The organism is Streptomyces sp. NPDC001514 (genome assembly GCF_053597075.1).
The window spans coordinates 84,469-108,153 of sequence record NZ_JBSFHO010000023.1; the positions used below are offsets into that span (position 1 = coordinate 84,469).

The following is a 23,685-nucleotide window of genomic DNA, read 5'->3' on the forward strand; positions in this document are numbered from 1 at the left end:
AGCGGAGAGTGCCACTATCCATTATCTCGGGGGTGCCCCATGTCTCTGTCCGCCTGGCATCGGCCACTGGTCGTCTTCTCGGGAGCCATGGCCGCCTTAGCGGTCGTCTCGGCGATCGGCCTCGTCGTGGACGACCGGGTCCTCGTCGGCTCGCCGATCTGGTTCAAGCCGTTCAAGTTCTCGGTGTCCTTCGTCGCCTACTCCCTGTCGCTGGCCTGGATGCTGTCGCTGCTTCCCCGCGCCCGGCGCGTCGGCTGGTGGGCAGGTACGGTCATCACCGCGGCGAGCGTGATCGAGATGACGATCATCGTGGGACAGGTGATCCGCGGGAAGCGCAGCCACTTCAACAACGAGACGCCCTTCGACTCGCTGCTCTTCCAGATCATGGGCGGCACCATCGTCGTCCTGTGGATCGCCATGCTCCTCGTCGCCGTACTGCTCTTCCGCTCCCGGCTCGCCGACCGCGCGTCCGCCTGGGCACTGCGGCTCGGCACGCTGATCGCCCTGGCCGGAGCCGCGCTCGGATTCCTGATGACACAGCCCGCACCCGGGCAGAACCGGGCCACCTCCCAGGTGGTCGGAGCGCACAGTGTCGGCGTCGCGGACGGCGGGCCGTCCATGCCACTGACCGGCTGGTCGACGACCGGTGGCGATCTGCGCATCCCGCACTTCGTCGGCATGCACGCCCTTCAACTGCTGCCGCTCCTCCTGCTCGCACTCCTCGCACTCGCGCCGCGCTTCCCCGCACTGCGCGACGAGCGGGTGCGGCTCCGGCTGGTGCTCGTGGCCTCCGGTGCATACGCCGCAGTGTTCGTCCTGGTCACCTGGCAGGCGATGCGCGGCCGGCCCCTGATCCACCCCGACGGGGCGACGCTCGGCGCCACGGCGCTGATCGCAATGGGCACCGTCGCGGCCACGGCCCTGTCGCTGCGCACAACTCCCGTACCGCACAAGGAAGTCGACGGCGACCACAGCGAATTGGAGCACCTGGCATGACCGCCTTTCTCTTCGACCTGACCTTCTGTCTGGCCGCGCCCTTCTGGCTGTTGATGATCTTCGCGCCCAACTGGTCCCGCACCTCGCGGATCGCCGCATCGCCCCTGACGGCCATGCCGATCCTGCTCGTCTACCTCGGGCTCGCGATCCCGGTCTTCCCCGAACTCTGGGACGCCGTACGCTCCCCCGACCTGGAGGGATTCCGGGAACTGACGGCGCTCGCCGACGGCGCCGGGGCGGTCTGGGCACAGGTCATCGCCTGGGATCTCCTGATCGGGCAATGGATGTACCTCGAGGGGCGCCGGCTCGGTCTTCATCCGCTGCTGATGGGCCCGCTGTTGGTGCTCACGATTCTGCTGTCGCCGATCGGATTGCTGGTGTTCCTGCCCCTGCGCGCGCTTGCGGGCAAGCTGCCGGGCAAAAAGTTCGGCGCAGGTGCAGTCAAGGCGGGCTCCGGCTCCGTATAGCTCGGTACAAGAGAAGGAAGACCGGGCGAGGGGAGCGCGCGTGAGGGAAGCCGTACACATCGCAGGGGCACCACCGGCAGGTCCGGGGCTCGACGAGTTGCTCGTGCGGGTCGCGCGCGGCGACCAGGAGGCCTTCTCCCGGGTGTACGACGCGGTCTGCGGGCCCGTACTCGGTGTCGTTCGCAGCGTGCTGCGCGATCCGGCACAGTCGGAGGAGGTGACGCAGGAGGTGCTGGTCGAACTGTGGCGCACGGCTGCGCGCTTCCAGCCGTCCCGGGGCTCTGCGATGACATGGACGCTCACCCTCGCCCACCGCCGCGCGGTGGACCGGGTGCGCTCCGCCCAGGCCGCGGCCGAGCGGGAGCAGAAAGCGGCCAGGCTCGGCGGGACCCCGGCCTTCGACGAGGTCGTCGAGCAGGTCGAGGCCCGGCTGGAGCGGGAACAGGTCCGCCGCTGTCTGCGTACCCTGACCGAGCTGCAGCGCCAGTCGGTGACCCTCGCCTACTACCGGGGGCTCGCCTACCGCGAGGTGGCCGAGCTGCTTTCCGTGCCGCTGGGCACCGTGAAGACCCGTATGCGCGACGGGCTGATCCGGCTGCGCGACTGTCTGGGGGTAAGCGCATGAGCACGGTGGGACGGAGCGCCGGGCGCGACGCCGAACTGCACACGCTGACCGGCGCGTACGCCCTGCATGCGCTCGGCGACCGCGAACGCGCGCGGTTCGAGCGGCACCTGGACGCCTGCGCGGCGTGCGCACAGGAGGTGCGGGAGCTCAGCGCGACGGCGGTACGGCTGGGACTCGCCGCCACCGAGAACCCGCCGCCCGCGATGAAGGGGCAGGTGCTGGCGCGGATCGCGATGGTACGTCAGGAAGCGCCGCTGGTGGGCCCCTCGATCACAGAACCCGGGGGCGCCCCGCCGCGGATCCGCAGCGTCCGGCCGGGCGGCAGGCGCAGGCTCTCCCGCTTCGTGCTCGCCGCGTGCGTGGCGGCCGTGGCCGCGTCCGGAGGTGTCGCGGTCTGGCAGCAGCGCGCCGCCGAGGAGGCCCGGGCCGAGGCACACCAGGCCCAGCGTCAGGCCGAGGCGCTGGCCCAGGTGCTGACGGCACCCGACGTACGGACCAGCACCAGGGCGCTCGGCGGCGGCGGAGCGACCGGCACCGTAGCCGTGTCACGCGAGCGGGACGGTGCCGTGTTCCTGGCGTCCGGGCTGCCGCGGGCAGGTGCCGGAAAGGTGTACCAGCTCTGGTTCGCGGACGGCGGGACCATGCGCCCCGCCGGGCTGCTGGACTCGTCGGGATCACCGGAAGCCCTGCTCATGGACGGGCCGGTGGGCCGTGCGACGGCGATGGGCGTCACGGTGGAGCCGGCGGGCGGCTCGCCCGCACCGACGTCCGAGCCGCTCGCGGTGCTCGACTTCCCGGCGGTGTAAGACCACCTCGCTGTAGGCACGGTGAGGGGCGGGGCCGTGAGGAGATCGGCCCCGCCCCGACACGGCCGTGACATGGCCGAAACGGCCCGTCCTTGCAGGTTGATAGGCAGGGCGACGCACCCACTGTGGATTTGAGTCCCCGGGCGCGCCGTGAGGGGATCGCCCGGAATGCAGTCACGTGATCCACCGGACAGGGCCGCGCACGGCCCCTCGCAAGAGAGTCTGGGGCCCTGAGCTGCGGCTTCGAACTCTCGCCGCATCACGACAGCGGTTGTTCAGCACTCTGGGAGGCGCCCGCCCGGGGGCGAGGTCGATGTTCACGAGAACGGACAGCACCCGTCGGCTGACTCCCCATCCAGGGCAGGGGTGGCTTTCCTGAGCCTCGGCACCCGTAGTAGCCGACCCGGGTCGCTTATAGGTCATCACGTGTGTGATGACTACATCGTGTGGAGTCGGAGAGGACGATCCAGGCGGCCATGGTGGTCGCTGGCGCCGGCTACCTGCTGCGGTTCCCGCGGAAAGGCAAGGTAGACCGGCTTGGTCCTCGATCCTCGGGGGTGTCGCCGGACCGTTCACCTCGCCTGCGGCGCACCTCCGTGGTGCGATGGAACGGGGGTAGGAAGGAGAGAGTGATGGTCCCACCAGCAGCGGAGCGCAAGAGTGGCGCGGCCCCGGTATCAGTCCGCCCGCTGGATGAGGCGGACCTGGATCGGGCCGATGAGATCTGCAGGGTCGCCTTCGGGACCTTCCTGGGGGCACCTGATCCGTTCGGGACCGTCGACTACGTCCGCACCCGCTGGGCGGCCGATCCACAGGCGGCGTTCGCGGCGACGGTCGAGGGCGAAGTAGTTGGATCGAACTTCGCCGCCAACTGGGGCAGCGTCGGGTTTTTCGGACCCCTGACCGTACGTCCGGATCTGTGGGACCAGGGCATCGGCAGGCGTCTGATGGAGCCGGTCATCGACTGCTTCGACGCCTGGGGGAATCGCCACCTCGGCTTGTTCACCTTCTCGCACAGTCCCAAGCATCTTGAGCTCTACCGCCGGTACGGTTTCTGGCCTCGATTCCTCACAGCCATCATGAAGAAGCAGGTCACAGACGGTGCCGCAGTCCCCGGCCGGGTGCTCTATGGCGAACTGCCCGCCGCCGAGCGGCCCGACGCACTGAGCCTCTGTCGCGCACTGACCGGAGCCGTGTACGAGGGCCTGAGCCTGGAACGCGAGATCGTGGCCGCGCACGCGCAGGGACTCGGTGACACCATCCTGCTCCATGGCGCCGGCTCCGAGCTCGACGGCCTGGCCGTCTGCCACTGCGGAGCCGGGTCGGAGGCTGGCGTGGACGTGTGCTTCGTCAAATTCGGCGCCGTACGTCCTGGGCCGGAGGCCGCCGACCGGTTCGAGCGACTGCTCGACGCATGCGAGCGGCTGGCCGCCGAGCGCGGGCTGGGGCAACTGGACGCTGGCATGAACCTGGGTCGCCCGGATGCCTACCGGCGCATGATCGACCGCGGTTTCCGCACCTGGTTGCAGGGCGTGACCATGCACAGGCCCAACGAACCCGGGTACAGCCACCCCGACGCGTATGTGATCGACGACTGGCGTTGACCACCGCCGCGCTCGGCCCGCCAGGAAGGCCCGGTGCTGTCAGAACCCGTGAATATTCCGAGCCAGTTCCGACGGCAAGACACCTCCTGGACCACTGTCGAAGTGCTGTCCGTTCCCGTGGCGCTGTACGGCAGGGTGTGGGACCGGCTCAACGAGACCGCCGCGTACGGGCCGAAGGCGCACCGGCTGATTGCCCGAGCCCGCGCACAGCTGCCCCCTGCGTGAGCAACCCGGGCCAACGCCCCGCGCAGCCCTCGCAATCACGCGCAATCGCCGCGCTGCCGGACGGCCGCCGTTCTTACGGTCCTGGTCATGGAGACGGGAACTCCGGGCTGGTGCCATTTGCACAGCCCTTCTGGGACTGCTCAGACTGTCGTGACCATCGAGCGCGCCTCGGGTGTGCCGTATCCGCTGACCGCGTGCGCGCCGTGCCGTGAGCAGCGCGGCCTCGTCGAGCGGCGGCCGTCATGAGCCCGCGAGCGCCGTATATCACGCCGGACCGCGTGGTCATCCCCTGCTACTGCTGGATCAGGAAGCCCAGCACGGGGCCCGCTGCACCCGCAGGCCGGAGCCCACCGGCGACCACGAGGACTATTACGCCCCCGCGCGCCGGCCGAACCGTGGCCCGGAGCCCCGGTGACCGCGCCCGCGCCCGCGCCGGAGAAGGCGTCCACGCGGATCTGCCGGTATCAGCCTGTGCCGGGCGCGCGGCAGCTCTCGTGGGAGCAGGCGGCGGGCCGGGCGTGTGTCACCTGCGGCCGGCCCTTGACGACGGGAGCGGTCTACATGGGGTGGGCGCGCGGCCGGGACGGCGCGCACAGCCTCGACTGCGAGGTGTGGGCCTGCCCCTGAACTCCTGTCCGCTGCCGACCGACAGGCAGCGCGCGGGCCCACCCGTGGCGACCGCACCGGGTTAAGGGTCGCACCCCATGAACGCCCGCCCCGGCCAGAACCGTATGAACCGAGCGAGGCGGGTTTGCAAGACCCCGTCCCCGCACCCCCAACCCTGGACAGGCCGAGTGCGGGGCCGGGTCCCAACCAGAGCAATTACCAGAGAGGCAGACCTGTGGGAACCATCAGCAACGGACGCAGCACCATGGCGTACGAGAACCTGAACGCCACGGGCCTTGACTGGCGCAAGGCCAGCAGGACCGACCTCGACCCCATTCTGAAGGACTGCGTCATCGTCGCCGCAGCGCCTGACGCGAAGGACCATCCCCACCCCAACATCGTGGACGGGACCCGCATGGTCGCCCTGTCCGACGACAAGGACCAAGCCAGTCCGGTCCTGTACTTCACCCGTGCCGAGATCCGGAAGTTCTTCGAGGGTGTGAAGGCCGGCGAGTTCGACGACCTCATGGCCACCGACGCGGAGATGGAGCGCGCTGCCGCCGCCGTGGCTGTCTGACCATGGACGCCGGCCAAGTCACGAAGGCGTTCTCGCACGTGCAGCAGCGCTTCGGAGGTACCCCGTGCCGGGAATGCCGAGGCCGTAGCACCGTCGCGCTCGTGTACGAGGGTGCAGTCATCGTCTCGTGCGAGGACTGCGGAGGAGCCACCCGCAAGGGACAGCTCGTACGGCATCCCCGCTGAACGCAACCGCCCGAAACCGCCTCGGTCGGCCACCAACCCGTCGTCCTGGCCGGCCGGGGCAGCACCAGGCCCCCGAGCGCGTACACGTCTTCGCGCTCGGGGGCCTTTGTACAACTTGGTACAGAGGGGGGAGCAGGGGGAGTGTTTGGACATTTCCGTGCCAACGTTGCCGTATGAAACCGATACGAGCACGGAGCTGCACCGGTCAGTGGCTGTGGGGCAGATACCACACTGCTGTTCGTGGGCGGCACGCTGGTGGCGGGGGCGGCGTACCGGGCGCTGCGGGGGCGCCTACGCTGACCGGATGCGTACGCACACGGCGGACCGAACGGACCGGGTCATCGGGGCGGTGGTCGGCTCCGCTGTCGGCGACGCGCTCGGCGCACCGTTCGAGTTCGGGCTCGCGGGGGTGTACGCGGCCCACTTCCCCGACGGCGCCGGGGAGATGTGCGGAGGCGGCGGCTGGGACCCGGGCGAGGCCACCGACGACACCCAGATGGCCGTCCTCGTCGGCGAATCCCTGCTGGAACGGGGCGGACTCGACCCAGAGGACATGTTCGACCGCTTCCGGCGCTGGGCGGCGGGCGAGCCGAAGGACATCGGCCTCCAGACGGAGCAGGTGCTCGGCAGCGGCGACCCTTGGGATCTCGCTGCGGCCCTGCACTTCCAGGTCAACGGCCGTGCGGCGGGCAACGGTTCACTGATGCGGGCGGCGACGTCCGCGGTGTACTTCGCCCGTGACGGACGCACCGGCACGATGGCCGCCGCCCGCCGGATCGCGGCCCTCACCCATGGCGACCGGGCCGCGTGGGAGGGCACGGCGGTGCTTCACGAGCTGATCCGGGTCGCGCTCGACGCGGGTGACCCGGTCGGTGCGGTGCCGGACGCGCTGTCCGAGGTGCACGAGGACCACCGGGGGCGCTGGGCCGCGGCACTGGCGCCCGGGTGGCACCCGGACGACGCGACCGAGTTCAACGGCGCGGTGTGGCCGTGCCTGGGGTCGGCGCTGTGGGCAGTGCGGACGACGACGTCGTTCGAGGATGCGCTGGGCGCCGCGATCGATCTGGGCGGCGACACGGACACGGTCGCGGCGGTCACGGGCGCGCTGGCGGGCGCGGTGTACGGCGCGTCCGCGATTCCGCTGCGCTGGACGGAGCCGCTGCACGTGCCGCTCCCCGGGTACGGTGCCCGTGTCCTTCGCACCCAGGACCTGGCGGCCCTGGCTACGACGTTGGCCCAATAGCGCGCCGACGCCGTGACGGTGGCCGGTGTGCCCGTACCGGCACCGCCGGGTGGGCCGGGGTGTCCGTCCTAAAAACGCCGGACGCGCTGGGTGGTCGGGGGTGCCCCGTGCCGTGGCTGTCCCGTTGGGGTCCGCTCCGGGGCTCGCGTCCTGGATTGCGCTGCATCCGATATGCGGCTCCGCCGCGTGGTCACCGCGCTTCGCGCGAGCTGCGGGCGCTTTACGTCCAGAACACGACCCCTGCGCGTCCCCCTTCGTGGTGACCGGTGGGGGCTCGCCGCTGGCTCGCGGACCAGCTCGTGGGCAGGCGTTCCGCAAGGCGAGCGAAGCGAGATGGGGTCCCCCCAAACGAAGCTCTGGCGGAGGGTGGGCACAAACCACCCACCGACCTGCAGTCGGCGGGCGACCCGGGGCGGGGCCGTGCAGGGTCACCCCCGCAGAAATCGGCTGCCCGTACCGGATGACGCCGTACCCAACCGATTTCGAGGAGGCGAGCCCGGAGGGGCCCCGACCCACCACCCACCGACAGCAGCCGCACCCAGCCCGTCTGGGGGTCCCCCCCACGCCGCAGGGCATAGGGGGAGCTTGAGGACGGACACACCGGGTGCGCACCCGGTACCGGGCACGGGCAACGCCCAAGGCGCCGGGCCAGGGGGAGCGCCGCCCCCGCTAAACCCCCACGATCCTCAGCGCCGCATCCGCCGTCGCCGCCGCGAAGGACGTCACCGGACGGTCCGGGTCCGAGCGGTGGACCAGGATGACGCCCTCGATGAGGCCGAAGACCAGGTCCGTGCGGAGTGCGAGCTCAGGCTTGTCGAGCGCGCGCCCAGGCTCCGTGCCGGCAAGCAGCTGCCCGTACGCGTCCTTCAGGTCCGCCCGCACCCGGTGAAACCCGGCGAAACGTTCCGCCTGAATCTCGGGGAGCAGGTACAGCATGCCCAGATTGTGCTGCCCCCCGCACAGCAGCTCGACGTCGGAGCGGCAGAGCTCCCACAGTCTCTCCTCCGCGCCGCGCTCGTCGTCCGCAAGCAGCCTGCGCGCGAGGGCCAGCGACGGTGTGACCGTCGATTCGAGGAGCTCGGCGAGGAGGTCCTCCTTGCCGCCGAAGTAGTGGTACATCGTGGCCTGCCGCATCCCTGCGCGCTCCGCCACGGCCCGGGTGGTCGTCGCCGCGTAGCCCAGCGTCGTGAACAACTCCGCCGCAGCCCCGAGCAGCTCCTCGCGCGCGGACAGCCCGCTGTCCGGTCGCTGCTCGGCGCGAGGTCGCCCGACCTTCCGTCCCGTCGTACCCATGCTGCCGATCGTCCCACACACCGGTGACGACCGGATCTTGGTGAGCGTTCGGTTACACCCGGCAATGGACGTGCAATGGGGCCGTAGGGCTGACGCAGAACATGGTTTGTGGGCAGTTGTTCCGCAGGGCGAGCGAGGGGAGATGAGGGTCCCCCAGGCGAAGCTCTGGGGGAGGGTGGGCACAAACCACCCACCGGCCCGCAGACGGGCACGCACGTCAACGCACCCGAGGAGTCCCGCGCATGCCCCACCCCGCACTCCCCCGCGTCCGCGCCGCCTACGCCCGCATCGCGCAGGCCGCCCGCCCGGACCTCTGGATCACCCTGCGCCCGCAGGCCGACGCCGAGGCGGATGCCCGGGACGTCGACGCCCGGCGCGCAGCCGGCGAACGCCTGCCGCTCGCGGGAACCGTCGTCGCGGTCAAGGGCAACATCGACGTCGCGGGGCTGCCCACCACCGCGGGCTGCCCCTCGTACGCCTACGAGCCCGACCACGACGCCCCCGCGGTCGCCCGGCTGAAGGCCGCGGGCGCCGTCATCCTCGGAACCACCAACATGGACCAGTTCGCGACCGGACTGGTCGGCACCCGCTCCCCGTACGGCGCCGTCCGCAGCGCCCATGACCCCGACCGTGTCGCCGGCGGCTCCAGTTCCGGCTCGGCGGTCGCGGTCGCTCTCGGTATCGCCGACATCGCCCTCGGCACGGACACCGCGGGCTCCGGCCGCGTGCCCGCCGCGTTCAACGGCATCGTGGGCCTGAAGCCCACCCCCGGCCTCGTTCCGACGGACGGCGTGGTTCCGGCCTGCGCGAGCCTGGACTGCGTCAGCGTCCTCGCCCGTACGCTCACGGAGGCGCGGCTCGCGCTGGGCGTGCTGGCGCGCGGCGGGCCCCCGGTGGCCGCCCCTACCCGGCTCCCCGGGCCATGGCGGGTCGCCGTGCCACCGGCCACGGGGCTCGGCGAGCTGGACGACGGCTGGGCCGAGGCGTACGAGGCGGCGGCGGCCCGGCTCGAGGCGGCGGGGGCGGAGCTGCGGCCGGTCGATCTCGCACCGTTCACGGAGGCGGCGACGATGCTGTACGAAGGCGCGTTCGTGGCCGAGCGGTACACCGCGGTGGGTTCCTTTGTCGACAAGGGGACCCAGGATCTCGATCCGACCGTCGCCGGGATCATCCGCCGCGCCCGCGACATCCCCGCCCACCGGCTCTTCGCCGACCGGACCCGTCTCGCCACGCTGCGCGCATCCGCCCTGGCCGGTCTCGGCGACGCCGACGCGCTGCTGCTGCCGACCACACCCGGTCATCCGACCTTCGCCGAGGTGGCCGCCGATCCCTTGGGCAGCAACGCCCGTCTCGGGCGGTACACCAACTCGACCAATCTCTTCGGTCTGGCGGCGGTCGCTGTCCCTGCGGGCGAGGTGGACGGGCGTCCCTTCGGCGCGATGCTGATCGGCCCCGCCGGCACGGACGACACCCTCGCCACGATCGCCGCTCCGCTCACCCCACCCGTGCGCCTGGCCGTGGTGGGCGCACATCTGACGGGGCAGCCCCTCAACCCCGAACTGCTCGCACTCGGCGCTCGGTTGCTCCGTACGACCACGACCGCGCCCCACTACCGCCTGTACGCCCTGCGCACCGACCCGCCCAAACCCGGCCTCGCGTATGTCTCCGAGGGCGGCGCCCCGATCGAGGCCGAGGTCTGGGAGCTGCCTGCGGAGGGCCTCGGCCGCCTCGTCGCCGCGCTCCCCCGTCCCATGGCGATCGGCCGCATCACTCTGGCCGACGACAGCGCCATGGCCGGATTCCTCTGCGAGCCCGAAGCCCTCGACGGCGCCGAGGACATCACGCACCACGGCGGCTGGCGGGCGTACCTGAACGACTGACGTGCGTGAACGTGCGTGAACGACTGACGTACGTGAATGGCTGACCAGCAGCACGAAGGGCCCTGCACCGACGTGGTGCAGGGCCCTTCGGCTACCGCTATCCGACCGAGCTGTACGCCACGACGCCGCGCAGCAGGGCGTCGACCGCCTTGCGGGCGGTGCGCGTCACCGTCGAGCCCTCGCCGCCGTCGCCCGGGGCCGCCGCGATCTGACCGAGGACGTCGATGACCTGCTTGCACCAGCGCACGAAGTCGCCCGCGGGCATCTCCGCCTCGCGCAGCACCTCGTCGAGGCCCTTGCCCGACGCCCACTGGTACGCCGCCCAGGCGAAGCCGAGATCGGGCTCGCGCTGGCCGACACCCTCGGCCTGGTTGATCTTGAACTCTTCCTCGAGCGCGTCCAGCCGACCCCAGATCCGCACCATCTCGCCCAGCGCGGCCTTGGCCTTCCCCGACGGCAGCTTCGGCGCCACCGCATCGTCGGCCTGACGGGCCTCGTACACCAACGCCGAGACGCATGCGGCCAGTTCGGCCGGGTTCAGCCCTTCCCAGACCCGCTCGCGCAGGCACTCGCTCGCCAGCAGGTCCAGCTCGCCGTACAGCCGGGCCAGCCGCTTGCCGTGCTCCGTGACCTCGTTGCCACGGAGGTAGTCCATCTCCGTCAGCAGGCGGACGATACGGTCGAAGGTCCGGGCGATCGTGTTCGTACGCCCCTCGATCCGGCGCTCCAGCTGGCGGGTGTCCCGCTGCAGGCGGTGGTAGCGCTCGGCCCACCGGGCGTGGTCCTCGCGCTCGTCGCACCCGTGGCAGGGGTGGGCGCGAATGTCCTTGCGCAGGCGGGCGATCTCGCGGTCGTCCGCGGCCTCGGACCTCGGCCTGCGGTGGCGCTCGGGCGCGATGTGCCCGGCCTTCGTCCGCAGCGCGGACGCCAGGTCCCGCCGCGACTGCGGCGAGCGCGGGTTGAAGGAGCGGGGGATCCGCATCCGCTCGAGCGGCTCCACGGGCACCGGGAAGTCCATCGAGGCGAGCCGCTTGACCTGCCGCTCGGCAGTCAGCACGAGCGGCCGCGGCCCGTCGTGGTACTCGAAACCGCCCCGCTGGCCGCCCGCACGTCCGGCCGGCAGCCCCGGATCCAGCACCAGCGCGAGACCCGCGTACTTACCCGTCGGGACATGGATCACATCGCCCGGCTTGAGCTTCTCCAGCGAGCCCGCGGCGGCCGCCCTGCGCTGTGCCGCACCCTGCTTGGCCAGCTCGGTCTCGCGGTCCTTGAGCTCGCGCCGCAGCACCGCATACTCCTCGAAGTCGCCGAGGTGGCAGGTCATGCCCTCCCGGTAGCCTTCGAGGCCCTCCTCGTTCCGCTGCACCTGGCGCGATATGCCGACGACCGACTTGTCCGCCTGGAACTGCGCGAAGGACGTCTCCAGCAGCTCGCGCGAGCGGTGCCGGCCGAACTGCTGGACCAGGTTCACGGCCATGTTGTACGACGGCTTGAAGCTGGAGCGCAGCGGATACGTGCGCGTACCGGCCAGGCCCGCGAGCGCGCCCGGATCCATGGCGCGCTGCCAGAGCACCACCGCGTGGCCCTCGACGTCGATGCCCCGACGGCCCGCCCGGCCGGTCAACTGGGTGTACTCGCCGGGGGTGATGTCGGCATGTTGCTCGCCGTTCCACTTGACGAGCTTCTCCAGGACCACCGACCTGGCGGGCATGTTGATGCCGAGGGCGAGGGTCTCGGTGGCGAAGACGGCCTTGACGAGGCCGCGGACGAAGAGCTCTTCGACAACTTCCTTGAAGGTGGGGAGCATTCCGGCGTGGTGCGCGGCTATGCCCCGCTCGAGTCCCTCCAACCACTCGTAGTAGCCCAGCACATGGAGGTCCTCGCCGGGGATGGAGGCCGTGCGCTCCTCGACGATCTCGCGTACCTTCTGGCGCGCCTCCTCGTCGTTGAGCCTCAGTCCCGCGTACAGGCACTGCTGGACGGCGGCCTCGCAGGCGGCGCGGCTGAAGATGAACGTGATCGCGGGCAGCAGGCCCTCGGCGTCGAGCCGCTCTATGACCTCCGGCCGGGAGGGGGTCCAGATCCTGCTGCGCTGACGGCGCTCGCGCTCTCGGTCGGCCTCGCGGACCATCTTGCCGCGACGGCGGTCCCGCGGGTTGTACGTCCGCGAGTTCTCCATGCGGGCCGTGCGGACGAGATCGGGGTTGACCTCGCGCCGGGCTGCGCCGCGGCCGCCATGGTCGGTCTCCTCCTCGAAGAGGTCGAACATCCGCCGCCCTGCGAGCACGTGCTGCCACAGCGGCACGGGGCGGGACTCGGAGACGATCACTTCGGTGTCGCCACGGACCGTGTCCAGCCAGTCACCGAACTCTTCGGCGTTGGACACGGTGGCCGAAAGGGACACCAGGGTCACGGAGTCGGGGAGGTGAATGATCACTTCTTCCCAGACGGCGCCGCGGAAGCGGTCCGAGAGATAGTGCACCTCGTCCATCACGACATAGCCGAGACCGCGGAGCGACTGCGAGCCCGCGTACAGCATGTTGCGCAGGACCTCGGTGGTCATGACGATCACCGGCGCCTCGGAGTTGACGCTGTTGTCGCCGGTGAGCAGACCGACCTTCTCCGGGCCGTACCGCCGGACCAGGTCCGAGTACTTCTGGTTGGACAGCGCCTTGATGGGCGTCGTGTAGAAACACTTGCGCCCTTGAGCCAGTGCGAGGTGGACGGCGAATTCGCCCACGATGGTCTTGCCCGACCCGGTGGGCGCCGCGACGAGCACACCCTTGCCGGCCTCCAGGGCCTGGCAGGCCTCGATCTGGAACGGGTCCAGGTCGAACTCGTACAGCTCGCGGAAAGGAGCGAGTGCCGTGGCCTGCTCGGCAGCGCGGGTCCGAGCAGCTGCGTATCGCTCAGCTGGTGAGAGGTCCTCTGTCATCTTGTTGTCGAGACTACCTGCCCCCTCTGACAGTGGGCGCGATCTTTAATCGACGATGAATCAACCGTGGTGAGCGCACACATGCAACGTGGCCGGGTGCACGCTCTGCGCGCACCCGGCCACGTTCTGCGCCCCACCGTCACGGCAGGCGCCACGTCATACGGTCACGTGATGTCGTCGTACCCGTTGATCCTGTCCCGGTCCTGACCGCTCGCCTGCTCGGGCAGGGCACCGGCGGCGGGGACGGCCTCGATCTCGCCGAGGGGGGCGGGAGTGAGGTCCAGGTCGGAGGCCTCGTCGTCGCTGAGTCCGGCGTCCGGGTTCCTGCGCCGGCGACGTGCATCGTTCACGAAGGAGAAGGCGACGGCCACGAAGTACAGGACGGCAAGCGGTCCGGCCAGCAGCAGCATGGAGATCGGCTCGCCGCCCGGGGTCGCGATCGCCGCGAAGGCGGTGAGCCCGATGATCATTCCGCGCCACCAGCCGAGCATGCGCCTGGCGCTGAGGACCCCGGTCAGGTTGAGCAGGATGAGCAGGAGCGGCAGTTCGAAGGCGGCACCGAAGACGATCACCATGCGGGTGATCAGATCCAGGTAGTCGTCGAGCGGCAGCAGGTTCTTCGCGCCTTCCGGCGTGAAGCCGAGCATGATCTCCGCCGTCTGCGGCAGGATCGCGTACGCGAGATAGGCGCCGCCCAGGAAGAGCGGGACACCGGCTGCCACAAAGCTCAGCGCATAGCGCTTCTCGTGGTTGTGAAGTCCCGGAGCGACAAAGGCCCAGAGCTGGTACAGCCAGATCGGAGTGGCGGCCAGCACACCCGTCATCAGAGCGACCTTGAGCGCAATGGTGAACGGGGACAGGAGCCCCTGGGTGGTCATCTCCGCGCAGGGCTTGCCGTTGCGCATGGTCTCCGCGCCGTCCGCACAGCCGACCGACTCGAGGATCGGCCGCATCAGGAACTCGAAGATCTCCTTCTGGAAGAAGGCCGCGGCGATCGTGACCACGACGATCGCCAGGACCGACTTCATCAGCCGGTTACGCAGCTCACGCAGGTGCTCCCCGAGAGGCATCCGCCCCTCGGCGTCCTTCTCCTGCTTGCGGGCAGACTTGAGCAACCCACTTCCTCGTCTCGTGCGAAAACCGTCGGGGAATCAGGTCAGCTCTGCGTCGTGCGGTTCGGCTCCGAAACCGGACGGCTGCTCGTCACATCTCCGGGAGCGGCCTGGATCGTACGAGGCGAATCCTGCTGCTGCGCAGTCTGGTCCGTGGTCGCCGTCGGCGCCGGCGCCTCGTCGTCCTTCTTCATCGCCTTGGCCTCGCTCTTCAGGATGCGAGCGGACTTACCGAGCGAACGAGCCATGTCAGGCAGCTTCTTGGCACCGAACAGCAACAGGATGATCACGACGATCAGAAGGATCTCAAGGGGCTTCAGATTGCCGATCATGTGCGACTTCCTTCTCACTGAGGCGGCTGAAGGGCGGGGCTGCCCGGTCGGTCGGACAGTCGTCCGATCACCACGTTGTCAGCGATCGTAACCCGCCGGAGTAAACGCAGGGCAATGCCTGTGCATACTCGCGCTTGCGACCCACACGCGTGTGCGGCCCGCCACGGGCAGCGTACCTCCCGGGCCTGATCGGGCGGCGACCGCGCCCCGCTACCGCAAGGCTTCGCCGGTCCGCGCCAGCCTCGTCGCCGACTGCTCCAGCTCCTCCGCCGCGTCATTGATCAGCTCGGCGGTCCTGGCCACCTGACGGCCGAGACGCTGAGCCTCCAGGAAGACCCTGATGCCGAGAACGCCGAGGACGGCGATCCCGAGGAATCCGAGGGCGATGGCGAGCATGGGCCAGAACATGGTGCAGAGCCTAGAGGTCGGAGGGAGCCCGGAGGGACATTCAGACGGTGGAGTGGAGGCGCAGCGTCCGCACACCGCCGCCGGTGAGGAGTTCCACGATCCGCTCCCCCGCCGGCTTGCGCACCGCCGTCCCGCACTCGGGGCACGTGAAGGAGTAGAAGGTGGTCCGCCGGCTCGCGCCGATGGCCAGCCGCAGTGCGCTCGCCGAGAGCTCGAAGCGGGCGCGGCAGTCGGGGCAGGCCGCCTTGAAGAGGACCGGGACCTTGGGCGCCGAGATTCCGGGCAACGCGGACATATCCCTCATATCTCCCATCGGTCGCGGTCGGTCGTCAGTCCTGGGCGTCGTATGCGGTGAGCGCCTCGCGTGCCGCCCGCCGGGCGCTCTCCGCGAGGTCCTGCGGGGAGACGATCCGGCCGTCCCGCCCGAGCCGCAGCGCGAGCCGTCGCAGCGACGTCGGGTCAGGGGTGCGCAGGGTGATCCGCAGGCCGCCCTCGGGCAGCTCCTCCGCGCTGTCGTGTGGGTAGTACTCGGCGACCCAGCGGCCGCCCGGCCCGACCTCGATCACGACCTCGGGGTCGTCGGCCGACGGCTGGACCAGCCCCTCGGACAGATCCCGCAGCTCGATCTCGGGCGGCGCGGACGGCTCGTCCAGGAGCCGGATCTCGGCGACCCGGTCGAGGCGGAAGGTCCGGCGCGCCTCGGAGAGGTAGCACCAGGCCTCCATATACGTATGCCCGACGGCGAAGAGCCGGATCGGGTCGACCTCCCGCTCGGTGAGCTCGTCGCGGGCCGGGGAGTAGTAGCGCAGCCACAGTCTGCGACGCTCGGAGATCGCCCGGTCGACCTCGGCGAAGACGCCGCCCTCGGACTCGAAGGTCACCGAGAGCCGGGAGCTGGCGCCCGCGGCCTCTCCGGCCGCCGCCTCCAGCTTGGCGGTGGCCCGCAGGAGCGCCTCGCGGTCGCCCTCGCGCAGACCGGGCAGGGTGGCGACGGCACGCGCGGCGACCAGCAGCGCGGTGGCCTCGTCGGCGGCGAGCCGCAGGGGCTCGGCAGCTTCGGCGGCGAGGGCGCCCGGGTTGCGCCACCAGATCCGGTCGCCGTCGGTGTCGATGTCGAGCAGATCGCCGCCGCGGAAGCTGGTCCCGCACATGGGCAGCACATCCAGGTCGGAGATCAGCTCGTCCTCGGTGATCCCGAAGGCCCGGGCGACGTCCCCGACGCGCGCGCCGGGGCGCTCGCGCAGATACGTCACCAGCGAGAGCATCCGCCGGGTCTGGTCGATGGCGTTCGCGGCCATGGTTGTCCGAGCCCCCCCCTCAGCCCTTGGCCACGGCACGCAGCCGGTCCATGACATCCGCCCGCAGGTCCGCGGGCTCCAGTACGACGACGTCCGGGCCGAACTCGACCAGCCAGGCGTCCAGTCCGTGCCCGTACGGAATCTCCAACTCGTCCCAGCCGTCGCCCAGTTCCCGTACGGAGGTGGCGCGGGCGCGCAGCGGATAGCCGGCCTCCGCCCGCAGCCTGATCAGCGCGGAACGGGTCGCGGTCTCCCCCGCCCAGCTCTCCACGGTCTCGCGCACGGTGACCACATCGGGGACGGGCGCGGTGAAGGAGCCGGCGCGGGAGCGAACCCGCCCGGTGATGCGGGAGAGCCGGAAGACCCGCTCGGCGCCGCGGTCGCGGTCGAAGCCGGCGAGGTACCAGTGGCCGCGCCAGCACTCGAGCGTCCACGGCTCGACGTGGCGGGTCTCGGGGCGTACGGCATTGGACTTGCGGTAGTCGAAGACGACGGGCCTGCGGTCGCGGCAGGCGAGCATGAGCGGTTCGAAGGCGGCCTCATGGACCGGGATACGCGGCTCGAGGGCGCTGTGCTGGGCCGCGTCGTACGAGTCCTCGGCCTCGGGCATTCCGGCGGCACGCAGCTTCTGCAGTGCTCCGCTGGCCGCTCCGGCGAGCCGGGCCTGCTGCCAGACCTTGGCGGCGAGGCCGAGTGCGGCGGCCTCCTCGGCGTCGAGGGTGATGGGCGGGAGGCGGTTGGAGTCGCGGCGGGCGAGGTAGCCGATCTCGCCCTCGAGGTTCTCCACGGTGGCGATGACCAGGCCGAGTTCGCGCAGATCGTCCTTGTCGCGCTCGAACATGCGGTTGAAGGACTCGTCGTTCCCGGCCTCCAGGTAGGCCTCGATGGAGCCGCGCAGCTCGCGCTTGCTGAGCGGCCGCCGCGTCCCGAGCAGACACAGCGCCAGGTTCATCAGCCGCTCGGCCTTGGCAATGGCCATCGACGCCCTACCCGCCCTTCCTCGCAAGTCCTCTGATCGTCGAACCTACCGCTACGGAGCGTCGTGGCAAAAGCGCGGGGCCCCTGCCCGGACGGACAGGGGCCCCACTGTGACCGGTTGGGAACCGGTTGCGATCAGATCGCGACCAGGTCGCAGACGAAGATCAGCGTCTCACCCGGGGCGATGAGGCCGCCACCGGCGCCGCGGTCGCCGTACGCGAGGTGCGCGGGGATGGTCAGCTGGCGGCGGCCGCCGACCTTCATGCCCTGCACGCCCTTGTCCCAGCCCTGGATGACCTGGCCGACACCGAGCTGGAACTGCAGCGGGGTGCCGCGGTTCCAGGACGCGTCGAACTCCTCACCGGTGGAGAAGGCCACGCCCACGTAGTGCACGGAGACCGTGTCGCCGGCCTTGGCCTCGGGGCCGTCGCCTTCCCAGATGTCCTTGATCTCCAGGTCGGCCGGCGGCTCGCCGCCCGGGAAGTCGATCTCGGGCTTCTCGATGCTCACTGCTGTGCTCCTTGTTGTGTTGCTGCAACCAGGACAGTCTCACAGATCGAGGTGTCAGACAGCGCCAAGGATGTCGACGACGAAGACCAGCGTGTTCTTGGCGAGCTCGTTGCTCGGGTCCGCGCCGTAGCCGAGGGACGGCGGGATCACCAGCAGCACGCGGTCACCGATGCGCTTGCCCGTCAGGCCCTGGTCCCAGCCCTTCACCACGGATTCGGTGCCGATCTGGAAGGCGATCGCTCCTCCGTGGTCCCAGGAGGAGTCGAACTTCTGGCCGTCCTCCCACTTCACGCCCGTGTACTGGCCGATCAGGCCCTGGCCCGGCTCGATCTTGGCGCCGGTGCCCTTGATCAGCACCTGCTGCTTGAGCTCGGTGGGAGCCTTGGCACCCTTCGGGATGGTGATGACGGCGGCCTTCTGCGGCTCGGCCTTCACCGTGGGCATTCCGGCGTCGGGCGCTGCCTGCTCACCCTTGACCTCGCCCTTGGGGGCGACGGCCGCCGCCCCGGCCACGTCGAGCACCCAGACGAGGGTGTCCTTCTCCGTGATGCCCGACTGGGGGTTCAGGCCCTGGCCGATCAGGTCACCGGCCGTGCCCTGGACCAGGATGCGGCTACCGGCCTTCTTGCCCGCCACGGCGTCGAGGACCTTCGCGGGCAGCTGCTGGCTCTGCTGACCGATGCGTTCCACCGACTGGCGGTGCGGCTGCTTGTCTCCACCGGGTGCGGCCCAGGTGCCGCCGAGGTCGGCCGGGTCGTCCCACTTCCGCACGGTCCAGTCCAGCCGGACGAAATCACCCTTCTTGGCCTCCGTGCCCTTGCCGTCGGAGACCGTCTTGATCACCGTCTCGGTGGAGGGCTTGGCGTCCTTGGCCACGGAGACCTCGGGCTTGGCGCCGAACGCCCCCTTGATCTCGGCCACACCTTCCGTCGACTCGTTCGAGGAATCCGACCCACACGCGGCGGTGAACAGCAGGACGGGCACGGCCAGCAGGGAGGCGATACGTCGCTTCGTGTTGTAGTTCATCAGTCCAACTGTGAGTCGAGGCCACGGGCAATGGTCGCCACTCTACGGTGTGGCGTCGGCTCTCGGCGGAAGACCATTCACCCGTTCTCACCGCGCCGCGGCCCTCCTCTCCGCACGGGACGGTGAGGAGGGCCGCGGCGGTCCAACGGTGGCGGATCCGAGAGCGACTCGGTCCCCGGGGCGTGATCAGGAAGGGACCTGCGGCATCAGGAGACGGACCGCAGCGACCGCAGCTCGGCGTCGAACTCCGCCCTGCTCAGCCGGGCGGCCTTGCTTCCGTCCCCCGTGCGCGGGGCGTAGGTGGCGTCGATCAGCTCCGCGCCCGACTCCAGGTACACGAAGTGCGGTGTGAGCGCCGGGGACGACTCCGAGTCCACAGCCTCGTTGCGACCGGCGAAGACGAACAGCTCATTGCCCTTGGTGAAGGTCTCCTTGGCCGGAGCCTCCTCCATCACGTACTTCACGCCGTCCGCGACGCCGCCCATGGATCGCACGACGACTTCCGACCCCGTCCTCAGGCCGCCCTTGTGGACCTTGCCCACGCGGATGACGACCGGCGTGTAGACGGCCTCGAAGGTGGATCCGTCCTCGAGCTTGTCCGTGACATGCACGTCAGGGCGTCGCGAGACGACGGTCCCTTCGAAGACGTTCTCGTTCAGCGGGAATGCGACCGCGGCGGCCGGATCGCTGTCCACTTTGTATGCGTGCCCCTCGACGACACGCGTCTGGGAGGAACTCGCGGCACTCTTCTCCTTGGGGGCCGGACCCCCTGTCGAATTCCCGGATCCGGAGCACGCGGAAACACTCAGGGCCATGGCCGCGAGAATCACCGTCGTACCCATGTGAGCGCGCAGGCGCCTCATCCCGTTCATCTTCTCTCCCCCGCTCAGTAAAGGGCCTTGACGCCGGCAACGTCGTCGCTGTTGAGCTTGCGCCGGGTTCCCCTGTCGATGGCCGTCATGACCGACGCCTTCTCGGCCGCCGTGTAGGCCGTTCCGTCGGTGCAGTGCGGCCTCCAGGGGTGCGCGAGACCGGTGAAGTGACCCACCTCGTGCACGACGACGGTCTGGACGTCGGCCTTGCCTCGACTGATGTGCTGACTGCCGTTCACCCAGGTGAAGCGGTTGGAGAGGTAGAGCGTTCCCCCGGTGTGCCGGTTGCCGACCTTCTGAGTGGCCGCGTAACCGGGAGCGGCACCCATCAGACTTGTGTAGCTGTGGGAGGCGCGGAACGTGTAGATCAGCCATCCGCTGGTGTACGTGGGCGAGGCGTAGCGCAGGCCGGAACCGTTGCGGTTCCACTGGGTCAGGCCGCCGTTGAGGCCGTTCCTGAGGCGGCTCGGGAAGGTGGTGTTCCCAGCCAGGGACTTCGTCCCCGAGGACTGCCACTTCACCATGTTGGAGGTGCAGTACGCCGAAGCCGGCGACGCTGTAACGGCCACCAGACCCGTTGCCAGTACGGCCCCGGCGGCGCCGAGAGCAAGCGCCTTTCGTCCCCCCTTCACGAGGGACGGCATGGATATTCCACCGATAGGCATGAAGATTCCCCCTTGCTCGGTCATTCCGTGCCCGTCCTTCACCGGGGCAAAGTTGGGGGGTCGAGCGCTCCCCAACATCCCTGGTCTGCCGGTGAATTGACGGTGTGTCGACCCTAGCAGTCGGTTCTTCGGCCCGATCGGCGCGCAGATATGCGGGCACCGAAAATGCGGCGCGCCATTTCACATGACGTGATAGAGAAACCGGGAGGAATTTTGCAGCAATCTGTCCTTTTTACCGGGAGGTCATGTCCGTCGATCCCCTGGAATATGAAATTCCGGACCCGTGCACGGGAGCCGGGCGATGTGGCATGTCTCTCACAAACGACGGCCGCCCGGTGCCGGGGTTGTTTGCCCCGGCACCGGGCGGCCGATCTGCTACGCGACCCGGCTTGCTACATACCGGCGATCAGCTTCTCCACCCGGTCGTCGACCGACCGGAAGGGGTCCTTGCACAACACGGTGCGCTGCGCCTGGTCGTTCAGCTTGAGGTGCACCCAGTCGACGGTGAAGTCGCGCCGCTGCTCCTGGGCGCGGCGGATGAAGTCGCCGCGCAACCGTGCCCTGGTGGTCTGCGGGGGCACGGACTTGCCCTCGAAGATCTTCAGGTCGTTACAGATCCTGGCCGCCTGGCCCTTCTTCTCGAGGAGGTAGTAGAGCCCGCGGCGGCGGTGGATGTCGTGGTAGGCGAGGTCTATCTGCGCGACCCGGGGGTGCGACATCGTCATGTTGTGCTTGGCCCGGTACCGCTCGATGAGCTTGTACTTCATCACCCAGTCGATCTCGGTGCCGATCCGGTCGAGGTCCTCCTGCTCGATCGCGTCGAGCGTGCGGCCCCACAGTTCGAGGACCTGTTCGACCGTGCCGGTGCGAATGCCGCGGCGGTCGACGAAGTCCACGGCCTTTTCGTAGTACTCGCGCTGGACCTCGAGCGCGGAGGCCTCGCGGCCGCTGGCCAGGCGCACCTTGCGCTGGCCCGTGATGTCGTGGCTGACCTCGCGGATCGCCCGGATGGGGTTCTCCAGCGTCAGATCGCGCATCACCGTGCCCGCCTCGATCATGCGCAGCACGAGGTCGGTGGCGCCGACCTTGAGCAGCATGGTCGTCTCGGACATGTTCGAATCGCCCACGATGACGTGCAGCCGGCGGTACCGCTCGGCGTCGGCGTGCGGCTCGTCGCGGGTGTTGATGATGGGACGGGAGCGGGTGGTGGCGGAGCTGACGCCCTCCCAGATGTGCTCGGCACGCTGGCTGACGCAGTAGACCGCGCCGCGCGGGGTCTGCAGCACCTTTCCCGCGCCGCAGAGCAGCTGCCGGGTGACGAGGAACGGGATCAGGATGTCCGCGAGCCGGGAGAACTCTCCATGGCGGGCGACGAGGTAGTTCTCGTGGCAGCCGTAGGAGTTTCCCGCCGAATCGGTGTTGTTCTTGAAGAGGTAGACGTCGCCCGCGATTCCCTCCTCGTGCAGGCGGCGTTCGGCGTCGACGAGCAGGCCCTCGAGGATGCGCTCGCCTGCCTTGTCGTGAGTGACCAGCTCGGTCACGTTGTCGCATTCGGGAGTTGCGTACTCCGGATGCGAACCCACGTCCAGGTAGAGGCGGGCCCCATTGCGCAGGAAGACGTTGCTGCTGCGGCCCCATGACACAACACGGCGGAAGAGGTAGCGCGCCACTTCGTCAGGAGACAGTCGGCGCTGTCCCCTGAACGTGCACGTGACGCCGTACTCGTTCTCCAGCCCGAAAATGCGGCGGTCCATGACTGAACATTACGCCTGATGGCCTGAGCTGAAACCGGGTTCGACAGCACCGCTTCGATCATTTTCATCCGCTGACGCGATGTGTTCGGTGCGGCCGGGAAGTGCGAGGACCCGTCCGGTGGCCAGCAGAACGAGCAGTGCGGCGAGTCCGCCGGCGCCCGCGACGGCGAAGCCCGCGACGGTCCCACCGAGTTCCACCGCCGGGCCCGCGGTCGCCGTTCCGGCGGCCGCGCCGACGCCGAACGTGGTCACGAGCCAGGAGAACGCCTCGGTGACGGTGCCCCGGGGGGCGTGCCGGTCGACGACGATGAACGCGCACGCGATGGCCGGCGCCAGGAACACGCCGGCGACGGCGCCGAGGGCGGTCATCGCGGTGACACCGGGGGTGAGCATGAGCGGCAGATAGCCGAGCGCGAGCAGGCCGACGATGACGCGCAGGCGGCGTTCGGGTGCACCGGCCCACTGACGGGCGCCGTAGACGGCGCCGCCGACGAGGGCACCGAGGCCGAGGGCGGCCATCAGCCAGCCGTACACGGAGGCGTGGCCGTGGTCGTCGGCGTATGCGACACCGGCGACGGTGATGGAGCCGAGGGCGAGGCCGACGAAGAAGAACGAGCCGAGCAGGGCGAGCAGCCCGGGCGAGCGGAGAGCACCCAGCCAGTGGGCCTCGCGGGGTGCGGAACGCCAGGTCCTGGACGGCTCGGAGAGCACCACCGACAGCGCGCCCGCGACTCCGACGGCATTGATGACCAGGAGTGCGGCCGCGGGCGAGAAGAGCCAGACGAGCAGCGTCACCAGCAACGGACCGACCGTGAACATGACCTCCTGGGCGATCGCGTCCATGGCGTAGGCGCGGTGGACCCGGTCCTCGCGATGGCCGAGAACGATCGGCCAGAGCGCGCGCAGACCGCCTTCGAGCGGCGGAGTGAAGAGGCCGGCGACGATGACTGCCGCGTATGCCACCGAGAGCGGGGCGATGCCGGTGACGGCGAACAGCACCATGCCGAGTGCGGAGACGACGGCGGCGGGCAACTGGACCCTGGGCTGTCCGTGCAGGTCGACGAGGCGGCCGAGGAGCGGCTGCCCGACGGCAGTGGCGAGACCGTAGACGGCCGTGAGGGCGCCCGCGAGGGTGTAGCTGCCGCCCTCGGCGCGGATGAACAGCACGATCGCGACATGTGCGGTGGCGTTCGGCAGGCGGCCGACGAGGGTGCCTGCGAGCAGGCGCGCGGCGTGCGGCGCCTTGAGGATGTCTGCGTACCCGGACGCTCCCGCGGCCATGTCCCGC

24 protein-coding genes are annotated in these 23,685 nt (G+C 70.1%); 10 read left to right on the plus strand and 14 right to left on the minus strand.

The window, feature by feature from the left end:
- The first annotated feature begins 39 nt into the window (after nt 1-39).
- The 9 genes from ACWCXB_RS23775 (at nt 40) to ACWCXB_RS23815 (ending at nt 7,334) form a co-directional block, all read left to right on the plus strand.
- Nucleotides 40-996, plus strand: coding sequence for a hypothetical protein (locus ACWCXB_RS23775; protein WP_450725483.1), 957 nt, complete (start codon nt 40-42; stop codon nt 994-996).
- Complete coding sequence (locus ACWCXB_RS23780; RefSeq protein WP_450725484.1) at nt 993-1,463, plus strand: ABA4-like family protein; 471 nt, start codon at nt 993-995, stop codon at nt 1,461-1,463. Before ACWCXB_RS23775 ends, ACWCXB_RS23780 begins: the two co-directional genes overlap by 4 nt.
- Nucleotides 1,464-1,503: 40 nt before the next feature.
- Nucleotides 1,504-2,088, plus strand: coding sequence for a sigma-70 family RNA polymerase sigma factor (locus tag ACWCXB_RS23785; RefSeq protein ID WP_450725485.1), 585 nt, complete (start codon nt 1,504-1,506; stop codon nt 2,086-2,088).
- Nucleotides 2,085-2,894, plus strand: coding sequence for an anti-sigma factor (locus ACWCXB_RS23790; RefSeq protein WP_450725486.1), 810 nt, complete (start codon nt 2,085-2,087; stop codon nt 2,892-2,894). The genes ACWCXB_RS23785 and ACWCXB_RS23790 overlap by 4 nt, the downstream gene beginning before the upstream one ends.
- A gap of 476 nt (nt 2,895-3,370) precedes the next feature.
- Nucleotides 3,371-4,498, plus strand: a complete 1,128-nt coding sequence (locus ACWCXB_RS23795; protein ID WP_450725487.1) for a GNAT family N-acetyltransferase — start codon at nt 3,371-3,373, stop codon at nt 4,496-4,498.
- 102 nt (nt 4,499-4,600) lie between these two features.
- Nucleotides 4,601-4,723 carry a hypothetical protein gene (locus ACWCXB_RS23800; protein ID WP_450725488.1) on the plus strand — a complete coding sequence of 41 codons (123 nt, stop codon included), beginning with the start codon at nt 4,601-4,603 and terminating at the stop codon, nt 4,721-4,723.
- A 411-nt stretch (nt 4,724-5,134) separates the two neighbouring features.
- Nucleotides 5,135-5,350, plus strand: a complete 216-nt coding sequence (locus ACWCXB_RS23805) for a hypothetical protein (RefSeq protein WP_450725489.1) — start codon at nt 5,135-5,137, stop codon at nt 5,348-5,350.
- 214 nt (nt 5,351-5,564) lie between these two features.
- The gene (locus ACWCXB_RS23810) at nt 5,565-5,906 is read left to right on the plus strand and encodes a DUF397 domain-containing protein (RefSeq protein WP_450725490.1); all 342 of its coding nucleotides are present in this window, start codon (nt 5,565-5,567) and stop codon (nt 5,904-5,906) included.
- Nucleotides 5,907-6,395: 489 nt separating this feature from the next.
- On the plus strand, nt 6,396-7,334 hold the full coding sequence (locus tag ACWCXB_RS23815) for an ADP-ribosylglycohydrolase family protein (protein ID WP_450725491.1): 939 nt from the start codon (nt 6,396-6,398) through the stop codon (nt 7,332-7,334).
- A 669-nt stretch (nt 7,335-8,003) separates the two neighbouring features.
- Here ACWCXB_RS23815 and ACWCXB_RS23820 read toward each other — a convergent pair.
- Nucleotides 8,004-8,627 (minus strand): TetR/AcrR family transcriptional regulator, encoded by a 624-nt coding sequence (locus ACWCXB_RS23820; protein ID WP_450725492.1) that lies wholly within the window; start codon nt 8,625-8,627, stop codon nt 8,004-8,006.
- A 242-nt stretch (nt 8,628-8,869) separates the two neighbouring features.
- Here ACWCXB_RS23820 and atzF point away from each other — a divergent pair, with 242 nt between their 5' ends.
- A complete protein-coding gene (gene atzF / locus ACWCXB_RS23825) occupies nt 8,870-10,507 on the plus strand; it encodes an allophanate hydrolase (RefSeq protein ID WP_450725493.1) in 1,638 nt (545 codons plus the stop codon).
- Nucleotides 10,508-10,604: 97 nt separating this feature from the next.
- On the opposite strand, the gene ACWCXB_RS23830 is transcribed toward atzF, so the two are convergent.
- The 13 genes from ACWCXB_RS23830 to ACWCXB_RS23890 all read right to left on the minus strand — a co-directional run bounded on the left by ACWCXB_RS23830 (nt 10,605) and on the right by ACWCXB_RS23890 (nt 23,678).
- Nucleotides 10,605-13,442: a DEAD/DEAH box helicase gene (locus tag ACWCXB_RS23830; protein ID WP_450725494.1), complete on the minus strand. Its 2,838-nt coding sequence runs from the start codon at nt 13,440-13,442 to the stop codon at nt 10,605-10,607.
- A gap of 164 nt (nt 13,443-13,606) precedes the next feature.
- Entirely contained in the window at nt 13,607-14,557 is a 951-nt protein-coding gene (tatC, locus tag ACWCXB_RS23835; RefSeq protein WP_450725495.1) for a twin-arginine translocase subunit TatC, read from the minus strand.
- Between the two features lie 41 nt (nt 14,558-14,598).
- Entirely contained in the window at nt 14,599-14,886 is a 288-nt protein-coding gene (gene tatA, locus ACWCXB_RS23840) for a Sec-independent protein translocase subunit TatA (protein WP_450725496.1), read from the minus strand.
- Between the two features lie 210 nt (nt 14,887-15,096).
- Complete coding sequence (locus tag ACWCXB_RS23845; RefSeq protein ID WP_450725497.1) at nt 15,097-15,294, minus strand: hypothetical protein; 198 nt, start codon at nt 15,292-15,294, stop codon at nt 15,097-15,099.
- A gap of 40 nt (nt 15,295-15,334) precedes the next feature.
- Nucleotides 15,335-15,598, minus strand: a complete 264-nt coding sequence (locus tag ACWCXB_RS23850; RefSeq protein ID WP_450725498.1) for a hypothetical protein — start codon at nt 15,596-15,598, stop codon at nt 15,335-15,337.
- Between the two features lie 25 nt (nt 15,599-15,623).
- Nucleotides 15,624-16,592: a helix-turn-helix transcriptional regulator gene (locus tag ACWCXB_RS23855; protein WP_450725499.1), complete on the minus strand. Its 969-nt coding sequence runs from the start codon at nt 16,590-16,592 to the stop codon at nt 15,624-15,626.
- Nucleotides 16,593-16,611: 19 nt separating this feature from the next.
- Nucleotides 16,612-17,571, minus strand: coding sequence for a helix-turn-helix transcriptional regulator (locus tag ACWCXB_RS23860; protein ID WP_450725500.1), 960 nt, complete (start codon nt 17,569-17,571; stop codon nt 16,612-16,614).
- A 134-nt stretch (nt 17,572-17,705) separates the two neighbouring features.
- Nucleotides 17,706-18,080 (minus strand): FKBP-type peptidyl-prolyl cis-trans isomerase, encoded by a 375-nt coding sequence (locus ACWCXB_RS23865; protein ID WP_450725501.1) that lies wholly within the window; start codon nt 18,078-18,080, stop codon nt 17,706-17,708.
- Between the two features lie 54 nt (nt 18,081-18,134).
- On the minus strand, nt 18,135-19,106 hold the full coding sequence (locus ACWCXB_RS23870) for an FKBP-type peptidyl-prolyl cis-trans isomerase (RefSeq protein WP_450725502.1): 972 nt from the start codon (nt 19,104-19,106) through the stop codon (nt 18,135-18,137).
- 206 nt (nt 19,107-19,312) lie between these two features.
- A complete protein-coding gene (locus tag ACWCXB_RS23875) occupies nt 19,313-19,801 on the minus strand; it encodes a hypothetical protein (protein ID WP_450725503.1) in 489 nt (162 codons plus the stop codon).
- A gap of 191 nt (nt 19,802-19,992) precedes the next feature.
- The gene (locus ACWCXB_RS23880; protein ID WP_450725504.1) at nt 19,993-20,610 is read right to left on the minus strand and encodes a matrixin family metalloprotease; all 618 of its coding nucleotides are present in this window, start codon (nt 20,608-20,610) and stop codon (nt 19,993-19,995) included.
- Between the two features lie 425 nt (nt 20,611-21,035).
- A complete protein-coding gene (pafA, locus tag ACWCXB_RS23885; protein WP_450725505.1) occupies nt 21,036-22,397 on the minus strand; it encodes a Pup--protein ligase in 1,362 nt (453 codons plus the stop codon).
- A 9-nt stretch (nt 22,398-22,406) separates the two neighbouring features.
- Nucleotides 22,407-23,678: an MFS transporter gene (locus ACWCXB_RS23890; protein WP_450725506.1), complete on the minus strand. Its 1,272-nt coding sequence runs from the start codon at nt 23,676-23,678 to the stop codon at nt 22,407-22,409.
- Between the last annotated feature and the right edge of the window lie 7 nt (nt 23,679-23,685).

Bases quoted from the DNA above. Each gene is read 5' to 3' on its own strand.
- ACWCXB_RS23860 (WP_450725500.1), bottom strand. From the start codon at position 17,571: ATGGCCATTGCCAAGGCCGAGCGGCTGATGAACCTGGCGCTGTGTCTG.
- ACWCXB_RS23850 (WP_450725498.1), bottom strand. From the start codon at position 15,598: ATGAGGGATATGTCCGCGTTGCCCGGAATCTCGGCGCCCAAGGTCCCG.
- ACWCXB_RS23890 (WP_450725506.1), bottom strand. From the start codon at position 23,678: ATGGCCGCGGGAGCGTCCGGGTACGCAGACATCCTCAAGGCGCCGCAC.
- ACWCXB_RS23790 (WP_450725486.1), top strand. From the start codon at position 2,085: ATGAGCACGGTGGGACGGAGCGCCGGGCGCGACGCCGAACTGCACACG.
- tatA (WP_450725496.1), bottom strand. From the start codon at position 14,886: ATGATCGGCAATCTGAAGCCCCTTGAGATCCTTCTGATCGTCGTGATC.
- ACWCXB_RS23780 (WP_450725484.1), top strand. From the start codon at position 993: ATGACCGCCTTTCTCTTCGACCTGACCTTCTGTCTGGCCGCGCCCTTC.
- ACWCXB_RS23830 (WP_450725494.1), bottom strand. From the start codon at position 13,442: ATGACAGAGGACCTCTCACCAGCTGAGCGATACGCAGCTGCTCGGACC.
- pafA (WP_450725505.1), bottom strand. From the start codon at position 22,397: ATGGACCGCCGCATTTTCGGGCTGGAGAACGAGTACGGCGTCACGTGC.
- ACWCXB_RS23870 (WP_450725502.1), bottom strand. From the start codon at position 19,106: ATGAACTACAACACGAAGCGACGTATCGCCTCCCTGCTGGCCGTGCCC.
- ACWCXB_RS23855 (WP_450725499.1), bottom strand. From the start codon at position 16,592: ATGGCCGCGAACGCCATCGACCAGACCCGGCGGATGCTCTCGCTGGTG.
- ACWCXB_RS23775 (WP_450725483.1), top strand. From the start codon at position 40: ATGTCTCTGTCCGCCTGGCATCGGCCACTGGTCGTCTTCTCGGGAGCC.
- ACWCXB_RS23795 (WP_450725487.1), top strand. From the start codon at position 3,371: ATGGTGGTCGCTGGCGCCGGCTACCTGCTGCGGTTCCCGCGGAAAGGC.
- atzF (WP_450725493.1), top strand. From the start codon at position 8,870: ATGCCCCACCCCGCACTCCCCCGCGTCCGCGCCGCCTACGCCCGCATC.
- ACWCXB_RS23820 (WP_450725492.1), bottom strand. From the start codon at position 8,627: ATGGGTACGACGGGACGGAAGGTCGGGCGACCTCGCGCCGAGCAGCGA.
- ACWCXB_RS23845 (WP_450725497.1), bottom strand. From the start codon at position 15,294: ATGTTCTGGCCCATGCTCGCCATCGCCCTCGGATTCCTCGGGATCGCC.
- ACWCXB_RS23815 (WP_450725491.1), top strand. From the start codon at position 6,396: ATGCGTACGCACACGGCGGACCGAACGGACCGGGTCATCGGGGCGGTG.